The sequence below is a fragment of the Paenibacillus sp. UNC451MF genome (genome assembly GCF_000686845.1).
Lineage (GTDB): Bacteria > Bacillota > Bacilli > Paenibacillales > NBRC-103111 > Paenibacillus_S.
The window spans coordinates 101,672-125,744 of sequence record NZ_JMLS01000005.1 but is presented as its reverse complement, the minus strand read 5'-3'; the positions used below and the strand labels follow the sequence as shown (position 1 = coordinate 125,744).

The window sequence follows — 24,073 nt, the reverse complement described above, 5'->3', positions numbered from 1 at the left end:
TTGATCACGTACTGCTTCCTGTTCCAACTATAAGCCAACCCTATCCACAGGTCAAGAAGCCGAAACGAAAAAACGTGGAACCCTGGTCCCACGTTTTTCTTATCATTACAGCGTTTGACTCCAGTCGTGAACAGCATGTCCTTCCAAAAACTTCTCACAATCGAGAGCTGCCATACATCCGCTGCCAGCAGCTGTAATTGCTTGGCGATACTTCGTATCCTGCACATCACCGCAAGCAAAAACACCCTCAACATTCGTTTGCGTCGTTCCTGGCTTGACGACAATGTAGCCTTGTTCGTCAATAGTAATTTGACCACCCAGGAAGTCTGTGTTCGGTCTATGTCCGATAGCGACGAAAATTCCGTCCGCTTCAATAATTTCTTCAGCTCCGGTTTCATTGTTTTTCACTTTCAAACCGGTGACTCCTTTATCACCCGATACGACGGCAAGTGGAGTATTGTTCAGGCTCCATGCCACTTTCGGATTTTCGCGTGCACGGTCCTGCATGATTTTGGATGCGCGCAGCTCGCTGCGACGATGCACCAAGCGTACTTCTGTAGCAAAACGGGTCAGGAAGTTTGCTTCCTCCATGGCCGAATCGCCTCCGCCGACAACGATAATTTTCTTCCCGCGGAAGAAAAAGCCGTCACAGGTTGCACAGGTACTTACACCGCGACCGATACTTTCTTTTTCATTCTCTATGCCCAGCAGCTTCGCAGTGGCCCCAGTGGAAATAATAAGGGTTTCCGACTCGATATCTCCCATTCCTTCAACTGACAGCTTGAACGGACGTTTGGACAAATCCACTTTGTTGACCCAGCCGGTTTTGAATTCAGCTCCGAAGCGCTCCGCCTGCTTACGCATATTGTCCATGAGTTCAGGACCCATGATACCTTGAGGAAAACCAGGGAAGTTCTCAACTTCCGTAGTCGTTGTCAATTGTCCGCCCGGTTCAGGACCTTCAATGACCAAAGGATTCAAATTCGCACGAGCCAGGTAAATGGCCGCTGTCAGTCCGGCCGGGCCGGTTCCGATTACTATTGATTTGTACATGTACAGTTCCTCCTTTTGTGCTTCCCTCTTCGTAAGCATTATTGGCAAATATTATTTCACTTTATTATCAAAGCTCGGGAACGTAGGAAAGATGGCTTCCATCTTCTCTCGGATACCGCAAGCCTCGTCGATCAATTTTACGTTCTTGCTTATCGTGGCTGCCGAAACCTCATAACGTTGTGACAGCTCATGAAAGGAGATCGCGCGACGGTGCATTTTGGCCGTCAAATACTCCAGTGCGGCTGCCCAGCCTTCGCTTTTCGTTATTTTCGGCACACTTGGGTACACTCTCGATAAATATTCTACCCATAATGTTTGCAAATCGTACTGCTGAACCATATCATACCTGCGGTTCATTTCCTTTATAGCTCGTTCCATAATCTCCTGCCACTTGGCCTCCCAAACAGGCAAGTTCGGAGAGAACGGCGAAGCTGGGATCGTCAGTTGATTCCCATCGAGCACCGCAGTTACCGGTTCACGCAGTCCAATGTTACGCAGAACGAAGATCGCCACTTTTTTCAAGTAATCGTCCTCTTTCGGCTCTTGGATAAACTCAAGCAGAGCTTCCTTGACTTCGCTGTCACCGATCAAACCGAAGGCTTGAATCACCTGCAGCTTGGTCTCAGTATCTCCATGGCGCAGGGCCCAGAAAAAGGACGAACGAACCAACGGATCGCGCTTCAGATGATCTGGCAAGCCTTCCGCTGACTTTTCCAAACCACGAAACTGCTCTTCGAAAGGAAGATGATAATGGTAACTGACTGTAGGCTTCACCTGTTCGGTCCGAGCCTTTTGCAGCTGGCTTAAATAAAACTTCGGAATTTCCGATCCCGGATCGAATTTATCCGCCTGACGCCATTGACGCTCCGCCTCGTCGTATCGTTTAGTATTGTAAGCCGCTACCGCGGTATAGTGAAACAGGCAAGGATCGAGTCCCGCTTCGCCCGTCTTAAGCAGCCTTTTGAACAAACGATAGGCCGTCTCATGTTCACTTAAGATACCCATCGTCGTGGCCAGCTTAAACACATGATCCTGATGAAACGGATACGTTTTGCGTAGAACTTCCAGAAGCTCAGATAAGTTTTCTTTGTCTCCGAAGTGCTGGTAAAATATCGCCAAGTTACACAAGCCGTGCAAATTGCCGTGATCCAGCTCAAGCACCTGACGTATCATATCAACGGATTTATCAAAGTGCCCCATATAATAATAGGCCAAAGCCAAATTGTTACGAGCAGCCATGAAATCCGGATGTTTTTTTATAATTTTCTCCAAAATACGAACCGCTTCCGCAAATTTGCCTTCTTCCAGCATACTGCGTGCCCGGTCATGCTCGAACATTCCTTCCCGGCTTTTGATCGATGTCAGCTTGGTCGGCCGATCCAGCTCGTAGCTGAGAAGCTCGATCATTTCTTCGGATTCCTCCAGAAATTGTCCTGTAGGATCGTTTTCCAGGTAATGAATAATCGCCTTTTCCGCCGATTCGTAATTTTCCATGTTGGCATAATTATTAGCCATGTAAAAATAACATTCCGTCATGCCCGGATCGATCTGATCCAGCACGTGCTGAAGAATGCGGTTGGATTCCTCGTAATTCCCCATCTCCGAAAGCAATCCCGCCAAGTTGCAATGATTCACCGGGTTCTCCGGCTCGTAATCTGCTGCCCGACGAAAATACTTTAATGCCTTATCGTAATGATATCGGTCCAAGGACTGAACGGCTCTTTCGAAAAAGAACGTGGCATCCATTTTCATCGGAATGACTTTCTCATGCTGAGTTGGGTTAACACGCTTTTTCTTCTCCATTAAGTAAGGCACCTCCGGTTCCGACTGGAATTCACAAAGGAAACCAGCGTTTTTCGATACAAAAAGTATAGCATAAAGAGCTTAAAAACCATAAGCAGATTACATTTTATACTCCGCCATATTTAAACAAGGAGCTGATGGAACCCCCGTCTTTAATAATTCGAATCGCATTGGACAATAAACCGGCTACGGATAGCACTTGGAAACGGGATGAATGGTCTTCCGGAATCGCGATAGAGTCAGTAATAACGACCTCTTTAATGTTCGGATGGTCCAAACGCTGCAGGGCAGGTCCGGAGAACACCGGATGCGTCGCACAGATGTAGACGTCGTTCGCTCCTCTTTCCTTCAAGCCTTCGACTACGTTGACAATGGTCGTTCCCGTGTCGATCAAATCCTCGAAAATAACCGGTGTTTTACCTTTTACGTCCCCGATTACGTGAGTTACAACCGCTTCGTTATGCGCATAGCGCTTTTTAAACATCATAGCAATAGGAGCTTCCAGCACGTTAGCCAGATTCTCTGCTCTAGTCACACCGCCAGCATCCGGAGATACGACGATCAGGTCGTCAATTTCTTTTTTCTTAATATGAGCGCTCAGCAAATCCAGCGCTGTCAAATGATCGACTGGAATATTGAAAAATCCTTGAATCGCAGGAGCATGCAAATCAATTGTGATAACACGGTCCGCACCTGCAGCGTTCAACAGATCTGCTACCAGTTTCGCAGAAATTGGTTCGCGTGGAGCCGCTTTACGCTCTTGACGGGAATAACCATAGTAAGGAATGACAAGATTGATTGTTTTGGCCGACGCACGTTTGGCCGCATCCATCATCACCAGGAGCTCCATAAAGTGCTCGTTGATCGGATGGGAAAAAGTTTGTACCAAAAACACATCACAGTTCCGAATCGTTTCTTCGTAGCAGCAGTAAATCTCCCCGCACTTGAATCGGGAAAGCTTGACTTGGCCTAATGGAACACCCAGCTCGTTACTGATCCGTTCAGCTAGCTTAGGGTTGGATGATCCGGAAAAGATTTTCAATTTGTCGCTATACATGGTTACAGGTTACCTCCGCTATGGAATGTTTACGTAAATTTTCGTGGGTTGTTTTCCGATGCATCTATAACATCAAAAGTCATTATACAATAAAAATGTCCACAACCCCAGTATACATGAAAATATTCAATTTATAAAAAGGCATTTCCGTGAAAAAAAGGCGATAAAGTGCATAACAGCGCGTTTTTTTCCAATATAAGGTGCATTTTGAGCATTGATTTTTTCGTCTGACAGACTCTCCCTCTATTACACAGAGCAAGGGCACAAGCTGAAGGCTTCTCGTTGAACGGTCAGCCTTGCGCTCCATGCCCTTTTTGCTATAACGGCTTTACACCGGTCAAGAGCCTGCAGCGAGCTGATATTCTTTAAAAAAACCAGCTTTACTAAGTTTTACGCTGAGGCCTGTCGGGTGGTTTCGGTTATTTTTTGTGTCTTCTGTCCAGTTCACGCATCACATCGTCCAATGGGAGCTTAGCTTCTCGCAGAAGTACCATTAAATGGAAGATTAAATCGCTTGATTCGTAACGGAGCTCGTCGTTATCACGGTTTTTCGCTGCGATAATGACCTCGGCTGTCTCTTCGCCGACTTTTTTCAATATTTTATCGATGCCCTTTTCGAACAGGTAGGTCGTATAAGCCCCTTCAGGACGCTCCGCTTCACGCTGTGCGATAACCGACTCCAGCTTGGATAGCATAGAGAAACGATCGTTCGCAACTGCCGCCTCATCGGAAGTCGCTTGATCCTTCACAGGAACATTGTTGTAGAAGCAGCTGTAGCGGCCGGTATGACAGGCAGGACCGTTCTGATTGACCTGTACGAGAAGCGTGTCACCGTCGCAGTCATACTTCAGGGCGCGAACCTTTTGCGTATGACCGGAGGTAGCACCTTTATGCCACAGCTCGCTGCGAGAGCGGCTCCAGAACCAAGTTTCCCCGGATTCCAGCGTCAGCTTGAGCGATTCCTGATTCATGTATGCCATCATCAGAACGTCTTTGCTCGCCGCATCTTGTACAATTGCAGGTACAAGGCCCCGTGCATCCCACTTGATAGCAGCAGTCAGCTCTTCCCATGAAAGCTCGGCTGTTTGTTCGTTTCCCACGTTACTCATCGCACTTCGACCCCTTTTTGTTTGAGGTTGCTCTTAACCTCATCGATAGTAAGCTCTTTATAATGAAAAATCGTTGCGGCCAATCCCGCATCCGCTTTGCCTTCTGCAAACACATCGTAAAAATGGTCCTTCGTACCCGCACCGCCGGAGGCGATGACAGGAATGGTTAGAAGCTCCGACACTGCGCGCGTCAGCTTAAGGTCGAAACCGTCCTTCGTTCCGTCGGCATCCATGCTGGTTAACAGGATTTCACCTGCACCCAGTTGCTCCGCCCTCTTCGCCCATTCCAGCGCCTTAATCCCCGTACCGTTGCGGCCTCCATGGGTGAATACTTCCCATTCTCCCCATGCCTCGTTATAACGGGCATCGATCGCCACTACGATACACTGGGAGCCGTAACGGCGTGCGCCATCGGAGATGAGCTGCGGATTTTTGACTGCAGCGGTATTAATCCCGATCTTGTCCGCTCCAGCACGAAGCAGCCGTTTCATATCATCCACGCTAGAGATACCGCCTCCCACTGTAAATGGGATTGTGATCTCACCCGCGGTTTTCTTAACCACTTCGACCATGGTCGCGCGGCCTTCGACAGATGCGGAGATGTCGAGAAACACAAGCTCGTCGGCACCTTCCCGATCATAGATCGCAGCCAGCTCGACAGGATCACCTGCATCGCGCAAATTGACGAAGTTAACGCCTTTGACAACCCGCCCGTCCTTTACGTCCAGGCAAGGAATTATACGTTTGGCAAGCATCTGTTCGTATGCCCCCATTCCCATGAAATTTGTTCACTACTACAGCTATGACTTGATACCGTATGAGTCAGAACTACCGACTAACGCTTGCATAGTTCAAGAAAGTTACCGAGCAGCTGCATACCGATGCTGCCGCTCTTTTCCGGGTGAAATTGCATGCCGTACACGTTGTTCCGTCCGACAATAGCTGTCACCTGCTGATAGTAATCCGTGGTCGCAAGCAAATCCGATGGCTGTTCCGGTTGAACATGGAAGGAATGGACGAAGTAGACATGACCTTCCTCAATCCCTTTGAACAGCGGACTCTGCTGCACGAATTGCAGCCGGTTCCAGCCCATATGCGGCACCTTGTAGCTGCCGCGGAAACGAACCACGCTGCCGGGCAGCAGGTTCAAACCTTCATTAGAGCCGTGTTCCTCACTGCGGCTGAACAACAGCTGCATGCCGAGGCAGATACCAAGAAGTGGCTTACCGGTCTCTGCATAACGCTTCACCGTTCCGTCCAGCTTCGATTCACGCAGATGCTCCATCGCATCGCCGAAGGCGCCTACGCCTGGCAGAATGGCGCCATCTGCCGCCATGATCTGCTGCTCATCGGAGGTGATAACCGCTTCATAGCCAAGACGCTCCACGGCTTTGCTCACGCTGTGCAGATTGCCCATGCCATAGTCGATAATGGCGATCATGCTACAGCACTCCCTTCGTGGAAGGCACGCCTTTCACGCGCGGATCGATGCTCGTCGCTTCGTCCAGCGCGCGGCCGAGCGCCTTGAAAATCGCTTCGATCATATGATGCGTGTTTTGACCATAATGGACAATAACATGCAGGGTAATGCGGGCTTCCAACGCAAATTTCCACAAAAATTCGTGAACCATTTCGGTCGAGAAGCTTCCTACCTGAGCCGACGGATACTGCGCACGATATTCAAAATGCGGACGGTTGCTGATGTCGATCACAACTTGAGCCAAAGCTTCATCCATCGGGATGAATACGTTAGCGTAACGCTTGATCCCCTTCTTGTCCCCAAGAGCTTCGCGCAGCGTAGAGCCTAAGCAAATCCCGATATCCTCTACTGTATGATGGTCATCGATATCGATATCTCCGATGGCCTTAACCTGAAGGTCAAATTGCCCGTGCTTCGTAAACAAGTCGAGCATATGATTTAAGAACGGCACGTCCGTCTCAAGCTCTGAAATACCGGAGCCGTCTACGTTAAAGTTAAGTTGAATGTCCGTTTCATTCGTCTTGCGGGCAATGTTTGCCGAACGAGTCGCTTGTTGATCAGCCACGGGAGTCCCCTTCTTTCTCGAGTCGTATTTGTATCGCCCTTGCATGGGCTTCAAGCCCTTCGTGACGGGCTAATGCTATAATTTTATCCCCGTTCTTGAACAGCGCTTCTTTACTGTAATAAATAACGCTGGATTTCTTCATGAAATCATCCACGTTCAATGGGGAAGAGAATCTTGCCGTTCCATTGGTCGGCAGCACATGGTTCGGGCCTGCGAAATAGTCTCCCACCGGCTCCGAGCTGTAAGGTCCAAGGAAGATGGCACCTGCATTTTCAATAGCGCTCAAGTACTGGAACGGCTCTTTCACGATAATCTCCAGATGCTCAGGCGCAAGCCGATTGACAGCACGAACACCTTCCTCAAGACTGGCTACCGTGAGGATGGCTCCGTAATCGCGAATCGATTGCGATGCGATGTCCCGCTTCGGCAGCGTCTCCAGCTGGCGTGCCACTTCCGCCTGTACCGCTTCTGCAAGCGTCTGTGACGGTGTAATAAGAATGGCCGAAGCCATTTCGTCGTGCTCAGCCTGTGACAGCAGGTCAGCGGCTACATAAGCCGGTTCGGCCGACTCATCGGCCAGCACTACGATTTCACTCGGGCCAGCGATGCTATCGATGTCCACCGCTCCGAACACGTAGCGTTTCGCTAAGGCTACATAGATGTTCCCCGGACCAACGATTTTGTCTGCTGCTGGGATCGACTCCGTGCCGTAGGCCAGAGCGGCTACCGCTTGTGCTCCTCCGACACGATAAATCTCTTTAACACCAGCTTCCGCAGCCGCTACCAGAATGTGAGGATCAATTCCTTCAACACCGGCGGTTGCCGGAGGCGTGACCATCACAATTTCCGGTACTCCCGCTACCTGTGCCGGAATAGCATTCATCAGCACGGAAGACGGATAGGCCGCTTTGCCGCCAGGGACATACAAGCCTACCCGGCGCAGCGGACGGATCACTTGTCCTAGGATGCTGCCGTCCGGCTGCAAATCCATCCAGGAGGAACGCATCTGTTTCTCATGGAAGCGCCGTACGTTATCCGCCGCCTCCCTAATCGCGGTGAGGAAGCTCTCGTCAACCTTCGCGTAAGCAGCCTCAATCTCCGCATCGCTAACGCGCAGTTCATCGACGGTAGTTTTGTCGAACTGCTGAGCGAACCGTTTCAACGCTGCATCGCCTTCTCTGCGCACGCTCTCAATAATGCTTTTGACCCGCTCGTTTTGCTCTTCCGAGCCGTATTCCACTTCACGCTGAAGCGCAAATTCGCTTGCCGGCATCATTTTCATCACGATATCCCCCTCTGCTGATACTTTGAACCAACTTATTTTTAAACGGCTCTGATGCACTCTTATATCTCACTATTTCCCTGTGGATGCCATCAATTGCTGTAGCTTATCACATAACACCTGTATCGACTCGTTCTTCATCCGGTAGCTGACCCGGTTGGCAATCAATCGGCTAGTAATCGAGAAGATTTCCTCCTGCTCGACCAGTCCGTTCTCTTTCAGCGTCTGTCCGGTTTCCACCATATCTACAATCCGATCAGCAAGCCCAATCAATGGAGCAAGCTCGATGGAACCATTCAGCTTGATAACCTCCACCTGCTGGCCACGTTCCCGGAAATATTGCGAAGCCACATTCGGATATTTGGTCGCAACCCGCGGATTCAGCACCGGCTTCCAGTCGGGAAGGCCGATTACCGACATCCGGCAGCGCGCAATGCCTAGATCTAACAGCTCATATACATCACGGTTTTCCTCCATGAGAACATCCTTACCTACGACACCGATATCGGCAACACCATATTCCACATAAGTCGCTACATCGACCGGTTTAGCCATAATGAATTCCAGCCCGGCTTCAGGTACTGGAATAATTAGCTTACGAGAATCGTCCATATCGTCTTGAATGGGAAATCCCGCTTCACGAAACAGTTTGGAAGCTTGTTTATATATACGCCCTTTGGGCATCGCCACTTTCAATACATCCTGCATATCCATGCTCCTTTATCCAAACTCGATGACGTTATGATAAATGGCCCCGTTCACGGAGAACGTTCCATCGTCCTTGCGAACCGCCTGGAATTCATTCAATTTGTCTGGTATCAAGCGCGTCTCTATCATAATACCGTCCTGCAAGCGCATTTCACGTGCTTTTGTGAAAGCCTCTCCGCGTTTAGAAGCGGTGTAAGCAATCAATACTTTAGCAGGAGTTTCGATAGGCTGTTTGCTCACAGCTTCCAATATGCGGTTCGTCTTCAAAGCGAAGCCTGTAGCCGGTGCCGGGCGACCGAATTGAGTCAATAAATTATCGTATCGGCCACCGCTGCATACCGGGAAGCCTAGATCTGCGGCATAGCCCTCAAATGTCATACCGGTGTAATAGGAAAAGTCCCCGATCATGGTCAAATCTATAAGTACATGCTCGCTGACTCCGTAAGCCTCCAGCACATCCCAAATTTCGCACAAGTGTTCAATGGATTGCTGAGCTATCGGATCGCGAGCGACCTGTTTCGCTTGAGCACATATTTCTTGACCGCCTCGCAGACGAAGGATACCTTCCAGCTCCTGCTGCACCTCAGCCGTCAATCCAAGTGACTTAATGGTATCCCTATAACCCACATAGTCACGATTCAGTAAGCATTCCTTTAAGGCTTGCTGTGCTTCGATGCGTTCCTGGAGCATTTCATTGAACAGTCCGGTTAAGAAGCCCACATGGCCCAGCGCAATTTTAAATTGCTCAACACCCGCTGATTGCAGGCTGGCAATAGCTAGAGCAATAACCTCTGCATCGGATTCCGAAGAAGCATCCCCTACAAGCTCAACGCCCGTTTGGAAAAACTCCGCATCCCTTCCCGCTTCCGCCTCAAAAGCCCTAAACACATTAGCATGGTAGGACAATCGAATCGGCAAAGGCTGCTCCTTTAATAACGAAGACACGACTCGTGCAATGGGAGCCGTTACATCCGAACGCATAACCAACGTCGTTCCATTTCGGTCGAGCAGCTTAAACAGCTTACGATCTTCTGTAGAGCTGGCTACACCAACCGTATCATAAAATTCCAACGTCGGCGTTATAATTTCAGAATAACCCCAACGCTCCATGCATTGAAGTACATTGGTTTCAATAGAGCGGAGCTTTGCTGCCGCCTCTGGAAGATAATCTTTAACTCCGGTCGGTTTTTCAAACACTTTTGGTTTCGACACCGATCTCACCCGCCTAATAGTAACAGTCGTCTTTTCCATAATATACGCTTTAGTCCGCTAATATGCTACCATACTACCAAAATAAAGAATGTAATCGTAAGTGTACCACCGAACACCTGTGGCGTCAATGAATACACGGCAAAAAATGACCAAAAAAATCATACTCTTCCCTAGCGTCAAACAACACGAACCGGTGCTAATTTGCTATTGCTTATTGGAGTAAGCTACGACGTCCTTGTAGGATAATTTACCGCCGAAAATATCCAAAGCACTTCCGATCGTAATATCCATCTTGCCTGCACAAAGTGAACGGAACAGCTCCATATCCTCCATGGATCTGGCTCCTCCCGCATAGGTGGTAGGAATCGTCACGCATTGGGATAAATGACTTACCAAGCTTTGTTGAATACCGGACTGCTTGCCCTCCACATCCACTGCGTGAACGAGGAACTCGTCGCAAAACTGCTCCAAATACCGAATGTTGTCCAAAGTCAGCTCAAAATTACTGAAGGTTTTCCATTGGTTCGTTACAACGTACCATTTGCCGTCCTTTTCCTTACAGCTTAAATCGATAACCAGCCGATCTTTTCCAACCTCGGATACGATGCTGTCGAGATTACCGTTATTCAGCTCTCCATCACGGAAAATGTAAGAGGTTACGATAACATGCGAGGCGCCTTGCTCTAAATAATGAGACGCGTTCTCCGATGTTATGCCACCGCCGATCTGCAGGCCTCCCTCATACCGGCGCAGCGCTTTCACAGCCGCTTCCTCATTGCCGCCACCTAACATAATGACGTGGCCGCCCAACAGCTGGTCCTGCTTGAACATTTCAGCATAATAAGCGGAGTCGTGTTCGGAAACGAAATTTTCGACAACCCCCTGCTGGCCTGTATTCAAAGTTTCTCCTACAATTTGCTTTACCTTTCCTTGGTGAAGATCGATACATGGTCTAAACTTCACTGTCGTCTCCCGTCCCCTCTTTCAATTGTCCCTCTCTCACATCTTCCCTAATGACACGCAACGGATTGCCTGCTACAAAGCTGTACGGAGCGACGTCCTTGTGCACGACCGAGCCTGCTCCAATTACAGCATGGTCACCGATAGTTACTCCTGGCAGCACCGTTGTATTCGCTCCAATCATCACGTTAGAACCAATCTGGACCGTTCCAATTCGGTATTCTTTAATTAAATATTCATGCGTCAATATCGTTGTATTGTATCCGATTATAGAATTGCTGCCGACCTCAATCCGTTCCGGGAAAAACACATCCACCATCACCATTAACGCAAAGGAGGTATGCTCCCCCACCTTCATCCCAAGCACATGGCGGTAAATCCAGCGCTTAAAGGACAAGAAGGGTGCATACCGAGTCACTTGTATAAAAATAAAATTGCGGACCGCCTTCCAAAAGCTAACGGTTCGGTACATTTGCCACAACGAATTCGGTCCCTCGACCGAAAATCTATCGGTTTTTCTCAATCGAACTCTCCTCGACTCCTGCAATAGGAAGCAGTTCCTTAATATCATCAATGATATAGGTTGGATTATACTGTTTTAAATACGGGATGCCTTTCAATGACCAGGCGACGCCTACGGACGGAATCCCTGCATTATGAGCCGCCTCCAGATCATAATGACTGTCACCTACCATTAACGCGCCGTTAGCGTCAGATCCAAGCTCTTTTAACGCTTTGCGTATTCCTTCAGGATCCGGTTTTGCTCGCTGTACTTCGTCGACCGTAACAATTGCTCCGAAAAGATCGTAAATGCCGCAGAGCTTCAAGCCCATCTCCGTAGTCACCCTTACCTTACTCGTCACAACACCCAATTTGATGCCGGCGGCATGCAAGCGGCCAAGCGTCTCACGAACATCAGGGAACTCCTTTACTAATGCATCGTGCTTTTCAATATTGAATCTACGGTATTTTTGAACCAGATCATCTACAGTATCTCTACCAGAAAAAAACTGCATTTGCTCTACGAGCGGCCGTCCCATATTGGGAATAATGTGCTCCCTGGTTACCGGCTCCTTCGTTATTCCATCAAACGTATGCAAAAATGACTGAATAATGAGCTCGTTCGTATCGAGTATCGTACCGTCGAGATCAAATAACATCGTATGAATCATCACTCATGCTCCTTTATCATGCTGTCATTAGACAGCGAGCCAAAGTGGCTCGCCTCTCTTCTTAATGGTCAGTCGTGGGATCCGACGGTTTAGCCGACGATGACGATTCCACCGCATCTGTTGGGCCACCTTGTTGACCGTCCTGAGTATCTTTCCCTTTCAAACGTTCAATAGGATCCGCGTAACGCACTGAAGCGGCCCCTGTCTTTCTGCGGATCAAAATCAGAATGAACGCTGCAATGACGATAAGCACAGCCAGCAGCTGCGAAATTCTTACATTACCGCCGTAGGTCATAAATCCTGACTCGAAGCCCATCCAATTCATTGGCGCCCACAAACCGTTCATCAAGGAAGCCAACCAATCTGGACCTGTAAAATCCAGGCTATCCGTTCTCAGCCCTTCCACGTAGAAGCGGCCAATGGAATACCAGATGAAATAGCTCATAAACAGCTCGCCCGCACGCAAGAAAGGTCTTCTGCGCAGTACCAAGAGCAGCACGAGCCCTACAATATTCCACAACGATTCATACAAGAAGGTCGGATGGTAGAACTGCCCGTCTATAAACATTTGATTTACGATAAAATCAGGCAAATGCAAGGAGTTACGCAGGAATTCTTCGCTGGTCGGTCCACCGTGAGCTTCCTGATTCATAAAATTACCCCAACGTCCGATTGCTTGTCCAACAATTAATCCCGGTGCGCAAATATCGGCAATACGCCAGAACGAATATCCTTTTCTCCGAACATAAATGAGAGCAGCAATAATCGCACCGATCAACGCGCCGTATATAGCGATCCCGCCATGCCATACTTTAATAATTTCAGACAAATTGTCTCTATAATCTTCCCATTTGAACGCTACATAATAAATTCGCGCTCCGATGATGGCTGAAGGAACACCTAAGAGCACCAAATCCATGAAAAAATCAGGGTTCATCCCGAACCGTTTTCCTTCTTGAATAGCCAACAGCAGGCCAACTAGCGCCGCTGTGCCCAATATAATTCCGTACCAATGAACCTGCAGAGATCCTATGCCGAAAGCAATGGGGTTGATTGCCAGAAACATGTTGCTCCTCCTCAATACGAATGGCCAAGCATTCTAATTATTCCATATCGTCGATATCTTCCGACAGTGATTCGGTCAGCTTGTTCGTAAACTGCAGCGCTGCATTGTAACCCATCCGTTTCAAACGGAAGTTCATCGCCGCCACTTCAATGATAACCGCCAAGTTACGTCCCGGACGAACCGGAATGGTCACTAAAGGAATATCGGTATCGATAATTCGTGTTGTTTCCTCATCCAGTCCAAGGCGATCATATTGTTTCTCCTGCTGCCATGTCTCCAGCTTAACAACAACCGATATTTTCTTTACATTGCGGACTGCCCCCGCCCCAAACAGCGTCATCACATTGATAATGCCGACACCACGGATTTCGAGCAAATGACGTATGAGCTCTGGTGCGTTTCCGTTTAAAATATGATCCGCCGTTTGACGAATTTCAACTGCATCGTCAGCAATCAAGCGATGTCCCCGCTTAACAAGCTCAAGCGCGGTTTCACTCTTACCGATACCGCTGCTGCCCGAGATGAGCATTCCGATTCCATAAACGTCTACTAGAACTCCGTGAATCGTAGTGGAAGGCGCCAGTTTATTTTCTAGGAATCCAGTAATTCGGCTAGCTAGAATGGTGGTTGACACTTTAGTACGCAAAACTGGAATTTGAAAATCGTTAGCTGCGGCCAGCAGCTCTATCGGCACATCCAGACCTCGGCTGATTAGAATACAAGGCGTATCCTGCGGCTCACTTAGCTTTCTCATTCGGATCATGCGTTCCTCAGATGACAAGCCATCAAAAAAGGTCAGCTCTGTTTTCCCAAGAATTTGCACCCGTTCTGTAGGATGAAATTCATAGAATCCTGCCATAACCAGCCCAGGGCGATATAAGTCAGCGACAGTAATGGGACGTTTGAGACCGCCCTCACCGCAAATCACTTCGAGGTGAAACTCTTCAACCAAGTCAGATACTTTTACTTTTCTAGGCATCTCTGTTCCGTCTCCTTCGTTTTCCCAATAATCCCATCGTATAAAAAATACAAGCATAAATCAACCAACCATTGGGATTTCGCTAATGAAGTTTTTCGTGTGACTATAATTGAAATTGTCTAAGCTTCTGAATGAACATTTTGGCTGCCATCGTTTCCGCCGCTGCCTTTCTATCTTGAAGTATCCTAAAATCCCGAACTAACCGGGTATTTTTCACCAAAATGCTGCATAATTCCCCAGCTTGCAGCTCCTTACGCACGACCAACTTGGACAGCATGGCTATACCAAGCCCTGCAACAACCGCTTCCTTAACACCTTGACTGCTGTTGAACACATAGGAGCGTTTCATCTGGATGCCCGATTTCTCCATAAACTGATCGCTGAATGCTCTTGTCCCGGATCCACTTTCCCTGAGCACCCATACGTGATCCTGGAGAAGCTCTGAATCGACACCTTTTTTAACATTGCAAAGTGCATGATCCATTGGTGCTACCAGAACCATTTCATCTGCCATAAAAGGAGGCTGCAGTTCGATTTCATCATAGACCACCTTGCCCTCAACCATTCCGATATCCAACTCGTTGGCACGAACCGCTTGAGCGATTTCTTCCGTATTGGCAATGGTGACACTGATATCAATCTGCGGATATTGGTAGGTGAACTCAGCCAAAAATCGGGGCAGTACATATTCCCCAATGGTTAAACTTGCACCTACCTTCAATGTACCGGCTACCTCATCCCTTAATTGACGTATATCTTCCTTCGCCTTATCGTAAAGCGCCAGCATTTGCTTAGCCTGCTTGTACAGCATAGCACCCGCTTCCGTCACCTTCACATGCTTGGAGGAACGGTGAATGAGCTTGGTGCCGAATTCATTTTCCAGGTTGCGTATATGCAAACTGACCCCTGGCTGAGATAGATTCAGCAATTCAGCGGCCCTCGAGAAATGACTTTGTTCTACTACCGTTACAAACACTCTTAATGTATCTACTACCATGACTTGCTCCTCTGCTGTCTGAACTGCACAAAACAATCCGACCCTGTTGTACTTCATTGTATCCTTTTCATTCGACCGTAACAATCCCGTATAAATCTTACTTCAAGAATAACAATACCTAATAGTACGCATAGCATATCGGTATTTCACTTTTCATTCTGCTCATCTTATAGTTAGAGGCAAGTCATAGTAGAAGGAGTCGATACAACCATGAATCACGCACAAGCGCTATCCTCTCAAAAACAAAGCAAACCGTGGATCGGTTTCATGATCGGTATCGCTTTAACCCTGCTGATTGCTCTGGCAGCAAAATATTTGGCTGGCTTTCCGTTCCTAAACATAATGGGACAGCTGGTTATTGCTATTTTAATAGGCATCGTGTGGAGAGCATCCATTGGCGTACCGACCAGAGCTGTTGCAGGGACCCAATTCTCGAGCAAAAAGCTGCTTAGACTTGGAATTATCCTGCTCGGTATGCGCCTTAACCTGGTAGACATCGTAAACGCTGGACCCAAGGTTTTTCTTCTTGCCGTTATCGTCATCGCCTTTACGCTGAGCGTCGTTTACGGCTTAACCAGGTTGTTTAAGGTTGAAAAAGGCCTTGGCATCCTGACCGCCTGTGGCACCGCCATTTGCGGAGCTGCAGCTGTTGTAGCAATAGCTCCCCAAATTAACGCAAAGGACGAGGAGACAGCGATTGGTGCTGCGATCGTAGCTATTTTAGGAACGATATTCACTTTGCTTTATACGTTCTTATTTCCAGTCATGGGCCTATCTTCTCTCGGATATGGCGTATTTTCAGGCGCAACATTGCATGAAATCGCCCATGTTATTGCTGCCGCGGCTCCTGGCGGCAATCAAGCTGTCGACATGGCCGTTATCGTTAAGCTCACCCGGGTTGCGCTGCTTGTTCCTGTGGCCATATTGATCGGTATTTGGGCAAATCGCACCCAACGTAAAGAGGCCGGCTCCACAGCCAAAACTTCTTGGAGATCTATTCCCATTCCTTGGTTTATTCTCGGATTTCTTGTTGTGAGCGGTATTCACTCGCTTAGCATTGTACCAGAAGCTGTGGCTAATGCTTTGGTTACTGCAGCTTATATGCTTATTGCTATGGCCATGGCAGGACTCGGTCTGGGAGTCGACCTGGCTACGTTTCGAAGACTCGGCATGAAATCATTCGCTGCTGGACTAATCGGATCGGTCTTGCTATCTGGTCTTGGATTTGTTTTAGTCCACTTGCTTAGCCTTGCTTAGAAGCTTTTAAATAAGCAGCTCCCTTTATAGCCCATTTATAGGGTAAAAGGGGGCTGTTGTTGTTTATAATCCTCTATCCGTATTCGCCCCCTTAGGTTAATTACTTGCCTTCCGAGTTGGGCTACACCCATTCTCACCGCCTGCTCACATACAAGTACGAAAAAAGACCAGTCGCTATGACTGGCCTTTTTGCTATATGAATTAGTTATTTGCAAGGATAGACAAAGTCGTTTGTTGATCGAAGAAATGAATTTTGTTCATGTCGATCGCCAATTTCACGTTCGTACCTTCTTTAAATCCTGCACGGCCGTCAACACGAGCTACTACGCTGTTTTTGCCAATGCCATTCAGGTACAAGAACATTTCGTGACCCAGGTTCTCAGAAACCTCGATGTGTGCGTTCACGATTGTGTTAGGGGAAGCTTCCAAGAATACTGGCTCTTCGTGGAAATCTTCTGGACGAACACCCATAACAACCTCTTTACCGATATAACCTTTTTCGCGAAGCAATTTTGCTTTGCCTTCAGGTACTTCTACATTAACGCCGTTTGCTTTGAAGTAGACGCTGCCGCCTTGATCTGCCAAAGAACCTGTAACAAAGTTCATGGAAGGAGATCCAATGAAGCCTGCAACGAACATGTTCAACGGGTAGTTGTAGATTTCTTCAGGTGTAGCTGCTTGTTGAATAATCCCTTTATCCATAACAACGATACGATCGCCCATTGTCATAGCTTCTGTTTGGTCATGCGTTACGTAGATAATAGTTGTTTCAAGACGTTTGTGCAATTTGCTGATTTCAGCACGCATCTGTACGCGCAATTTAGCATCCAAGTTCGACAACGGCTCATCCATCAAGAACACTTGTGGTTCACGAACGATCGCACGACCCAAGGCAACACGTTGACGTTGACCACCGGAAAGAGCCTTCGGCTTACGGTCCAACAAATGCTCGATGTCCAAGATTTTAGCAGCTTCGCGTACGCGAGCGTCGATGTCAGACTTTTTGAATTTACGAAGCTTCAAACCAAAAGCCATGTTTTGATACACGTTCATGTGTGGATACAAAGCGTAAGATTGGAAAACCATCGCGATGTCGCGGTCTTTAGGTGCAACGTCGTTTACCAAACGGTCGCCAATGTAAAGTTCGCCTTCAGTGATTTCTTCCAAACCTGCAATCATACGAAGAGTTGTGGACTTACCGCAACCGGATGCGCCTACAAGAACCAAAAACTCTTTATCTTTGATTTCAAGATGAAAATCTTTCACTGTCGCTTCTTCAGCACCTGCGTATCTTTTAACGATGTGGTTTAAACGTACACCTGCCATGGTTTTATTCCCCCTACGAATTTAGTATCAAGTTATATTGTTATCTTACCGTAGGAATGGATTTGTGACTATGCACAATCTTCACAAAAAAATCACTTTCTTTTCGTTACTTTGTACAATAGCAATGCAATCTTGACCAAAACCGCGTCATTAAAGGTCCGGACATCCAGTCCTGTCTCCTGTTTGAACTTGTCCAATCGATATAATAGCGTATTCCGATGAATATACAGCTTCTTAGCTGTTTCGCTAACGTTGCAATCCAGTTGAAAAAATTGCTCCAGCGTCGTCATCGTCTCCGCATCTAGCACTGCATCCAACCGCTTTAGCACCCGCTCAAGAAAGCTGGCTTTCTCCCCTTCGGGAATCAGATTTATAAGCTTCTCCAACTGCAGCATCCATGGAAGATGCATGTTGCTTCCCATGTGGTAAGTACGGCCGAGCATCATCGTTTCTCTTAATTGCAGTACCGTTGTATAGAGCGACTTGGCAGGCATCATCGGATAATGGATAGCCAGATGGCAGTCGCCGACCCATTCGTTTTCCAGCATTTCATGCAAGCCATAGCCAATTGCGGCCAATATATCCTCGATACTGTCTTCCTCTCCATAATCCCGATCGTCATTGGTATCCATCGTCAGCATTTTTTCGGAGCCAAGAATAAGCCATTCCTTATCCATTAATGGAATAAGAATCATCTCCGCATCAAAGAACGATTCCAGCAGCTTCTTAAGCTCCTGATAGCTTACTCTTCGAGACTGTGAATAGTCGCCGTACAGCAACAACGGAATTTTTGTGGAATATAGCGACAGCTGTGAAACGAGTGAATCCGGCATCTCCGCATTGCTTAATCCCAAATCCTGCTGCTGCTTGAACCAATCCCGCACCATCCCTACTTTTCGCTCTTCTTCACTGATTGAGACGGGTGGCTTTTTCTCCTGCGTTCGATTGGATTCCAGCATGAGCTCCACTAATTGACGCTCCGCCTGATTAATGTGATCCGTTTCAATACTTAAAACAAGAGCATCCTGACCATCCTTATGTAGTAAAAAAACGAGCTGCTGCTCCTTTTGCAAGCTTTTGGGCGGCGCGCCTTTACCTAAAGCCTCGGTATCCGCCTCTCTAAGCCATTGTTCCCATGTCCATCTCAACAATCTTACGGGTGCATCAAATATTTGTTCAAGCTGCTGCCTTAGCGGTTCCCAGTCCATACCCGAACTCCCAACGTAAGTGTATTTATCTATATAGTTCAATCATAGCAAAAAAAGTCGCAGCATAAAACAAAAAAGCTCATCCTATTCTTCGATTACTTTTGTTTGCCTGCTTTATCTCATTGTTTATTGCCATGAGAATAACATTACCTGTACTCACCTTGGCTTTGAGCTCATCCAAATTGGATCAAGACTCATAGGATATTTTCGAGGCTATTGGTAATAATTGAACTGTCCGAATTATTGACGGAGGAGGCCGACGCCATTTTCCATTTACCATACGGCAAGACGACCATACCTCTTTCAGTACCCGACACGCTATCCATGGATACGATCACTTACCGTACAGACAAGGAGGATGCTTCACTCCTTACTTCTCAAACCCGGATTGCCCAAGCCCTTTCACAGCCTATCGGAACACCAAGACTATCCGAACTTGCAGATGGGCGCCACAGTGCAGTGATCATGGTTAGCGACGGGACTCGGCTTTGCCCCAGCCATCTTCTGCTTCCGCCACTTCTGCAGGAGCTAAATCAAGCAGGTATTCCGGACGAGGCTATCGATATTATTATTGCTTTGGGTATGCATCGGAAACACACTCCAGAGGAGATGCAGCAATTGGTCGGAGCCGCCGTATACGGAAGAATCCGTGTACATAATCATTCAGCCGCTTCTGAAGATTGCATTCTACTCGGAACGAGCCAGTCAGGCACGCCGATTGAAATCAATCGATTAGCCGTGAAGGCCGATCTTAAGATCGCCACAGGGAATATCGAGCCTCATGCCCTGGTAGGCATTTCGGGTGGCATTAAAGCACTTATTCCGGGAATCGCCTCCCAAAGATGCATTGAACATAACCACAGCTTGTCGCAGCATTATAAAGCCGTACCTGGCGAACCTGATAATCCGATTCATCGAGACATGGAGGAAGCGCTTCGTTTTCTTTCGGTAGACTTTTTGCTCAATGTAGTCGTGAATCATGAAAAGCACGTACTGGAAGCGGCAGCGGGACACGTCCTTTCAGCGCACAAAATGCTAATCAGCCGCGCTTCATCCCGTTTTTTGGTTCCTGTCCAGCATGTTTATGATATGACTGTCGTTTCACCAGGGGGACATCCCAAAGATCTGCAGTTGTACCAAGCCATCAAGGCACTGCGTAATGCCTCCATGCTTACGAAGACAGGCGGTACTATTATTATGGCAGCGGAATGCTCTGAAATGCTGGGTAACGGAGTTTTCCAATTCTGGGTCGAAACTATGAAGGATCGTCAAAGAATGGTCGAAAAGCTGAAGCAGCAATTTCACCTCGGCGCCCATAAAATACTGCATTTGGACGAGGTTCTATCCAAACAGCGCGTTTATTTATATTCAACTATCCCACGCCCTATCGTTGGACTGCTTGGATTGCTGCATACGGACGATATACAGCAAGTCTTTGACGATTTTACCTCCACTACGGGGAAAACCGTTGCACTAATGCCTTACGGCTCCTTAACGTATCCTCAATTGCCTTAAAACAACGCATGACGAATGGAGGACAACCAAGTGCAGCACTGGCACTACTGGACACTGGACCGCATGGTCATATTATTTGTAGGGATTGCCTTTATCGCCATTGGTGCTCAAGTAACGCTGTCCCATTATCGGCAAAATTTCCATCACAAGTCCATGTGGCTGCCTGTCATATCCGCCCCTTTGTTCAGTCTTACCGGCATTGTGCTAGCCCTTGTACGAGTCGAGTGGCTATTCTTGTTGTTTACTGCACTTATGTGGCTGGGTGTGGTCATTGGCTCCGTAGGCTTTTATTTTCATTTCCATGGCGTTGGCGTGAGAGTTGGGGGCTTTAAGATGCGCAACTTTTTAGTCGGTCCTCCTGTCATTCTGCCCGTTCTATTTATCGCCATGTGCGCTTTAGGTTTACTAGCCATGTATTGGAGGTGACTTTATGAAACAGATAATCAGCCGTTACCCAACCTACGATATTATGTCAGCACAGCATGAGTGGGATCAAAATACCCGATCTATTGTGAACGAGAGACTACATACGGGCGGAGATTACTTATTTTTATCTGTGCTGGAGGCGGAAATGCTTCGGACCTGGTGTTCTCTTTTGATGGATGACGAGCGTGGAGAAATTATGCAATTTGTTATTGAACATATTGATCGAACTTTATCATCGGGAATCGAGAGCGAGAGAAAGTTAAACTCCCCTCGCGCAGCCCTTTTATTAAGAGCAGGTTTGGAGGCGCTAGATGATTCATGCCAACTCCTGTATACCGAACGCTTTTTCCATTTGGAATCGGAACGTCAGCTGCAAATCATGACTTCCATAAGCGATGAGGATGCTTTGCCACATGAGGTGTGGAAGCATGTCCCACAAAAAGTATTTTTCCAAAAATTGCTCAGCTTAACTACTGAGGCGTACTATTCGCACCCTCGCGTATGGTCCGAGATAGGGTATGGCGGGCCTGCCTATCCGCGTGGATACGTACGCATGCACCCCGGACAATTGGACCCGTGGGAGGCAAAGCCTAAATATGAAGCGTAAATATGAAGGACAAGAAGTAGATATCGTTATTGTAGGTGCAGGTGCTGCAGGCGGGGTTCTTGCCAAAGAACTTAGCGAAGCCGGAATGAGCGTTGTCGTGCTAGATGCCGGTCCTTTTCTGGATCCACAAAAAGATTTCGCGAGCGACGAACTATCCATGCAGCGATTAGGGTGGCAAGACACACGTATCGTCGCCGGTGAAGACCCATTGCAGATGGGGCATAATAATTCCGGAAGAGGCGTAGGTGGAGGTACAGTTCATTTTACAGGGGTATTTTTGCGGTTCCATGACACGGATTTTCAAGCCAAAACACGCGATGGCATTGCCGAGGACTGGCCCATCCGTTATGAGGATCTAGCTCCGTATTACGATAAAGTGGAAAAAGAAATTGCCGTCGCCGGACCCAAGCATTTTCCATGGGGCAATTTTCGCGGTCCTTACCCTTATCCTGAACGTGACAGGCTAAGCCCCAATGCATTCATGTTCCAAAAAGGCTGTGAAAAACTCGGCATTCGTTCAGCTGTTACACCTTTAGCTATTCTTTCCGCACCTTTCGAGGATAGGCCGCCTTGTATTAACAGGGGTTTTTGCAACCAAGGCTGTATGCCAAATGCCAAATTTAGCACTCTCATCATACATATTCCAAAAGCGATCCGCGCCGGCGCGGAAGTGTTGGCCGATTGCATGGTAACTCAAGTGTTGATAAAACCTGATGGGAAAGCGGCAGGCGTTACCTTCAGCCATAACGGGACGACGTATGAGCAGAAGGCCCGTGTAGTCATTATCTCAGCCTATGTCGTAGAATCCCCAAGGCTTCTCTTAAATTCTGCTAACGCCCAGTATCCTGACGGCATTGCAAATAGTAGCGGCTGGGTAGGAAAAGCTATCATGACTCACAGCAGCCATGACGTTTATGCCAAGTTCAAGGAGGACATACGGCTCTACAAAGGAACTCCGGTATTGGCAAGCACACAAGATTTCTATGAAACCTCAGCTGAGCATGACTTTATCAGAGGCTATACTTTACACTCTCATGGGGCCAGGCCTGTAAGCTTTGCTCGTGGGGTTACTCAATCGTCTACTAGCCCTGTATGGGGTTCTCGGTTGCGCCAAATCATGCTCGACTATAACTATTACGGGCGGGCCACCATGGTAGGCGAAGTGCTCCCTAATCCGGACAATCACATTGCGTTAAGTGAAGAACTGGATGAACACGGACTGCCTAGGGCCAAAGTGACATTCAGCTATGGTGATAACGATCGCCGGTTAATCCAGCATGCTGTGAATAAAATGAAGGCCATTCTAGAAGCGGCCGGAGGACAGCCGGAAATGACCGTACCCGACACCGCCCATTTAATGGGGGGCTGCCGAATGGGAGAAGACCCTCAATCGTCCGTTGTAAACTCATTTGGACAAACACATGATATCCCGAATTTATTTGTTTGTGACGCTAGCATATTCGTCACCTCGGGAGCAGGTAATCCAACCAATACGGTCATGGCATTAGCAGCTCGAACTGCGGAGTATATACGTAGTAAGGCTGCACGTTTTGAGCTTTAATCGGCCTCTTACCCTCTTCATCCTAGGTAAGAGGCTTTCATTTGCTGCATAACGTGCGAAGCGATACAATAAAAGGGACAAACAAAGCCTTTTTAAGATAGGAGGAAGCAGATCATGGCAATTGTGGAATTCACTATTATCCCTATTGGCACCGCAACACCCAGCTTAAGCCAATATGTAGCAGATATTCAGGAAGTCCTTGAGCAGGCGGTAGAGCCGATTCATTATGAAATGACTTCTATGAGCACAATCATCGAAGGTGAGCTTGATGACTTGATGACGGTTATTCGTCGTCTTCATGAGGTACCTTTCAGCCATGGAGCCCAGCGGGTCTCTACAGCCATCAAGATTGATGACCGCAGAGACAAGGTTGCTTCCATGGAGCAAAAGCTGAAATCAGTGGCAGAGAAAATGAAAAAATAGGCGGATCCTATGCGGATTCGCCTTTCTTCTCTAATTAAGTAAAAGCTGCACTGATTACTCTTTGCATCTTTAGATAACAAAAAAAAGACCCTTACAGGTCTTTTTCGGATGAGTCATGTAGGATTCGAACCTACGACACCCTGATTAAAAGTCAGGTGCTCTACCAACTGAGCTAATGACTCAAAAGAAATGGTGGAGGCTGATGGATTCGAACCACCGAACTCGATGAGAGCAGATTTACAGTCTGCCGTGTTTAGCCACTTCACTAAGCCTCCATATGTTTGGCCCCTCTGCATTAGCAGTACGC

24 protein-coding genes and 2 tRNA genes are annotated in these 24,073 nt (G+C 47.8%); 6 read left to right on the top strand and 20 right to left on the bottom strand.

Annotated elements, in window-relative coordinates; all coding sequences use genetic code 11:
• Positions 1-105 precede the first annotated feature (105 nt).
• The 16 genes from trxB to BP97_RS0109945 all read right to left on the bottom strand — a co-directional run bounded on the left by trxB (position 106) and on the right by BP97_RS0109945 (position 15,443).
• Positions 106-1,053 (bottom strand): thioredoxin-disulfide reductase, encoded by a 948-nt coding sequence (gene trxB, locus BP97_RS0110020; RefSeq protein ID WP_028548977.1) that lies wholly within the window; start codon positions 1,051-1,053, stop codon positions 106-108.
• A 51-nt stretch (positions 1,054-1,104) separates the two neighbouring features.
• A complete protein-coding gene (locus BP97_RS0110015) occupies positions 1,105-2,856 on the bottom strand; it encodes a tetratricopeptide repeat protein (RefSeq protein ID WP_028548976.1) in 1,752 nt (583 codons plus the stop codon).
• 106 nt (positions 2,857-2,962) lie between these two features.
• On the bottom strand, positions 2,963-3,913 hold the full coding sequence (locus BP97_RS0110010) for a ribose-phosphate diphosphokinase (protein WP_028548975.1): 951 nt from the start codon (positions 3,911-3,913) through the stop codon (positions 2,963-2,965).
• A gap of 419 nt (positions 3,914-4,332) precedes the next feature.
• The gene (hisIE, locus tag BP97_RS0110005) at positions 4,333-5,022 is read right to left on the bottom strand and encodes a bifunctional phosphoribosyl-AMP cyclohydrolase/phosphoribosyl-ATP diphosphatase HisIE (protein ID WP_028548974.1); all 690 of its coding nucleotides are present in this window, start codon (positions 5,020-5,022) and stop codon (positions 4,333-4,335) included.
• On the bottom strand, positions 5,019-5,777 hold the full coding sequence (hisF, locus tag BP97_RS0110000) for an imidazole glycerol phosphate synthase subunit HisF (RefSeq protein WP_028548973.1): 759 nt from the start codon (positions 5,775-5,777) through the stop codon (positions 5,019-5,021). The genes hisIE and hisF overlap by 4 nt, the downstream gene beginning before the upstream one ends.
• Before the next feature lie 80 nt (positions 5,778-5,857).
• Positions 5,858-6,463, bottom strand: a complete 606-nt coding sequence (hisH, locus tag BP97_RS0109995) for an imidazole glycerol phosphate synthase subunit HisH (protein WP_028548972.1) — start codon at positions 6,461-6,463, stop codon at positions 5,858-5,860.
• 1 nt (position 6,464) lies between these two features.
• Positions 6,465-7,067, bottom strand: coding sequence for an imidazoleglycerol-phosphate dehydratase HisB (gene hisB / locus BP97_RS0109990; RefSeq protein ID WP_028548971.1), 603 nt, complete (start codon positions 7,065-7,067; stop codon positions 6,465-6,467).
• Positions 7,060-8,349: a histidinol dehydrogenase gene (hisD, locus tag BP97_RS0109985; RefSeq protein WP_028548970.1), complete on the bottom strand. Its 1,290-nt coding sequence runs from the start codon at positions 8,347-8,349 to the stop codon at positions 7,060-7,062. Before hisD ends, hisB begins: the two co-directional genes overlap by 8 nt.
• Positions 8,350-8,421: 72 nt before the next feature.
• Positions 8,422-9,057 carry an ATP phosphoribosyltransferase gene (gene hisG / locus BP97_RS0109980; RefSeq protein ID WP_028548969.1) on the bottom strand — a complete coding sequence of 212 codons (636 nt, stop codon included), beginning with the start codon at positions 9,055-9,057 and terminating at the stop codon, positions 8,422-8,424.
• 12 nt (positions 9,058-9,069) lie between these two features.
• Positions 9,070-10,269, bottom strand: coding sequence for an ATP phosphoribosyltransferase regulatory subunit (locus BP97_RS0109975; RefSeq protein ID WP_028548968.1), 1,200 nt, complete (start codon positions 10,267-10,269; stop codon positions 9,070-9,072).
• A 204-nt stretch (positions 10,270-10,473) separates the two neighbouring features.
• Complete coding sequence (hisA, locus tag BP97_RS0109970) at positions 10,474-11,232, bottom strand: phosphoribosylformimino-5-aminoimidazole carboxamide ribotide isomerase (protein WP_028548967.1); 759 nt, start codon at positions 11,230-11,232, stop codon at positions 10,474-10,476.
• Complete coding sequence (locus BP97_RS0109965; protein ID WP_028548966.1) at positions 11,222-11,752, bottom strand: acyltransferase; 531 nt, start codon at positions 11,750-11,752, stop codon at positions 11,222-11,224. Before BP97_RS0109965 ends, hisA begins: the two co-directional genes overlap by 11 nt.
• The gene (gene ppaX, locus BP97_RS0109960; RefSeq protein WP_028548965.1) at positions 11,736-12,401 is read right to left on the bottom strand and encodes a pyrophosphatase PpaX; all 666 of its coding nucleotides are present in this window, start codon (positions 12,399-12,401) and stop codon (positions 11,736-11,738) included. Before ppaX ends, BP97_RS0109965 begins: the two co-directional genes overlap by 17 nt.
• Before the next feature lie 61 nt (positions 12,402-12,462).
• Positions 12,463-13,467, bottom strand: coding sequence for a prolipoprotein diacylglyceryl transferase (lgt, locus tag BP97_RS0109955; protein ID WP_028548964.1), 1,005 nt, complete (start codon positions 13,465-13,467; stop codon positions 12,463-12,465).
• Positions 13,468-13,504: 37 nt separating this feature from the next.
• Positions 13,505-14,446 carry an HPr(Ser) kinase/phosphatase gene (hprK, locus tag BP97_RS0109950; RefSeq protein WP_028548963.1) on the bottom strand — a complete coding sequence of 314 codons (942 nt, stop codon included), beginning with the start codon at positions 14,444-14,446 and terminating at the stop codon, positions 13,505-13,507.
• Between the two features lie 103 nt (positions 14,447-14,549).
• Positions 14,550-15,443, bottom strand: a complete 894-nt coding sequence (locus tag BP97_RS0109945; RefSeq protein WP_028548962.1) for a LysR family transcriptional regulator — start codon at positions 15,441-15,443, stop codon at positions 14,550-14,552.
• A gap of 210 nt (positions 15,444-15,653) precedes the next feature.
• Here BP97_RS0109945 and BP97_RS0109940 point away from each other — a divergent pair, with 210 nt between their 5' ends.
• Complete coding sequence (locus BP97_RS0109940; RefSeq protein ID WP_028548961.1) at positions 15,654-16,700, top strand: YeiH family protein; 1,047 nt, start codon at positions 15,654-15,656, stop codon at positions 16,698-16,700.
• A 201-nt stretch (positions 16,701-16,901) separates the two neighbouring features.
• Here the strand turns inward: BP97_RS0109940 and BP97_RS0109935 are convergent, their stop codons facing one another.
• Both BP97_RS0109935 and BP97_RS0109930 read right to left on the bottom strand, forming a co-directional pair.
• Positions 16,902-18,026, bottom strand: a complete 1,125-nt coding sequence (locus tag BP97_RS0109935) for an ABC transporter ATP-binding protein (RefSeq protein WP_028548960.1) — start codon at positions 18,024-18,026, stop codon at positions 16,902-16,904.
• Between the two features lie 92 nt (positions 18,027-18,118).
• On the bottom strand, positions 18,119-19,234 hold the full coding sequence (locus tag BP97_RS0109930) for a PucR family transcriptional regulator (protein ID WP_028548959.1): 1,116 nt from the start codon (positions 19,232-19,234) through the stop codon (positions 18,119-18,121).
• Positions 19,235-19,450: 216 nt separating this feature from the next.
• Here BP97_RS0109930 and larA point away from each other — a divergent pair, with 216 nt between their 5' ends.
• The 5 genes from larA to BP97_RS0109905 all read left to right on the top strand — a co-directional run bounded on the left by larA (position 19,451) and on the right by BP97_RS0109905 (position 23,766).
• On the top strand, positions 19,451-20,749 hold the full coding sequence (gene larA, locus BP97_RS0109925; protein WP_231506263.1) for a nickel-dependent lactate racemase family protein: 1,299 nt from the start codon (positions 19,451-19,453) through the stop codon (positions 20,747-20,749).
• A 63-nt stretch (positions 20,750-20,812) separates the two neighbouring features.
• Entirely contained in the window at positions 20,813-21,175 is a 363-nt protein-coding gene (locus BP97_RS0109920) for a hypothetical protein (RefSeq protein ID WP_231506273.1), read from the top strand.
• A gap of 4 nt (positions 21,176-21,179) precedes the next feature.
• A complete protein-coding gene (locus BP97_RS0109915; RefSeq protein ID WP_028548956.1) occupies positions 21,180-21,782 on the top strand; it encodes a gluconate 2-dehydrogenase subunit 3 family protein in 603 nt (200 codons plus the stop codon).
• On the top strand, positions 21,772-23,343 hold the full coding sequence (locus BP97_RS0109910) for a GMC family oxidoreductase (protein WP_028548955.1): 1,572 nt from the start codon (positions 21,772-21,774) through the stop codon (positions 23,341-23,343). The genes BP97_RS0109915 and BP97_RS0109910 overlap by 11 nt, the downstream gene beginning before the upstream one ends.
• 114 nt (positions 23,344-23,457) lie before the next feature.
• Positions 23,458-23,766: an MTH1187 family thiamine-binding protein gene (locus BP97_RS0109905; RefSeq protein WP_028548954.1), complete on the top strand. Its 309-nt coding sequence runs from the start codon at positions 23,458-23,460 to the stop codon at positions 23,764-23,766.
• A 109-nt stretch (positions 23,767-23,875) separates the two neighbouring features.
• Here the strand turns inward: BP97_RS0109905 and BP97_RS0109900 are convergent.
• Positions 23,876-23,948, bottom strand: a tRNA-Lys gene (locus tag BP97_RS0109900).
• A gap of 8 nt (positions 23,949-23,956) precedes the next feature.
• Positions 23,957-24,041: transfer RNA gene (locus BP97_RS0109895), tRNA-Tyr, on the bottom strand.
• Positions 24,042-24,073 lie beyond the last annotated feature (32 nt).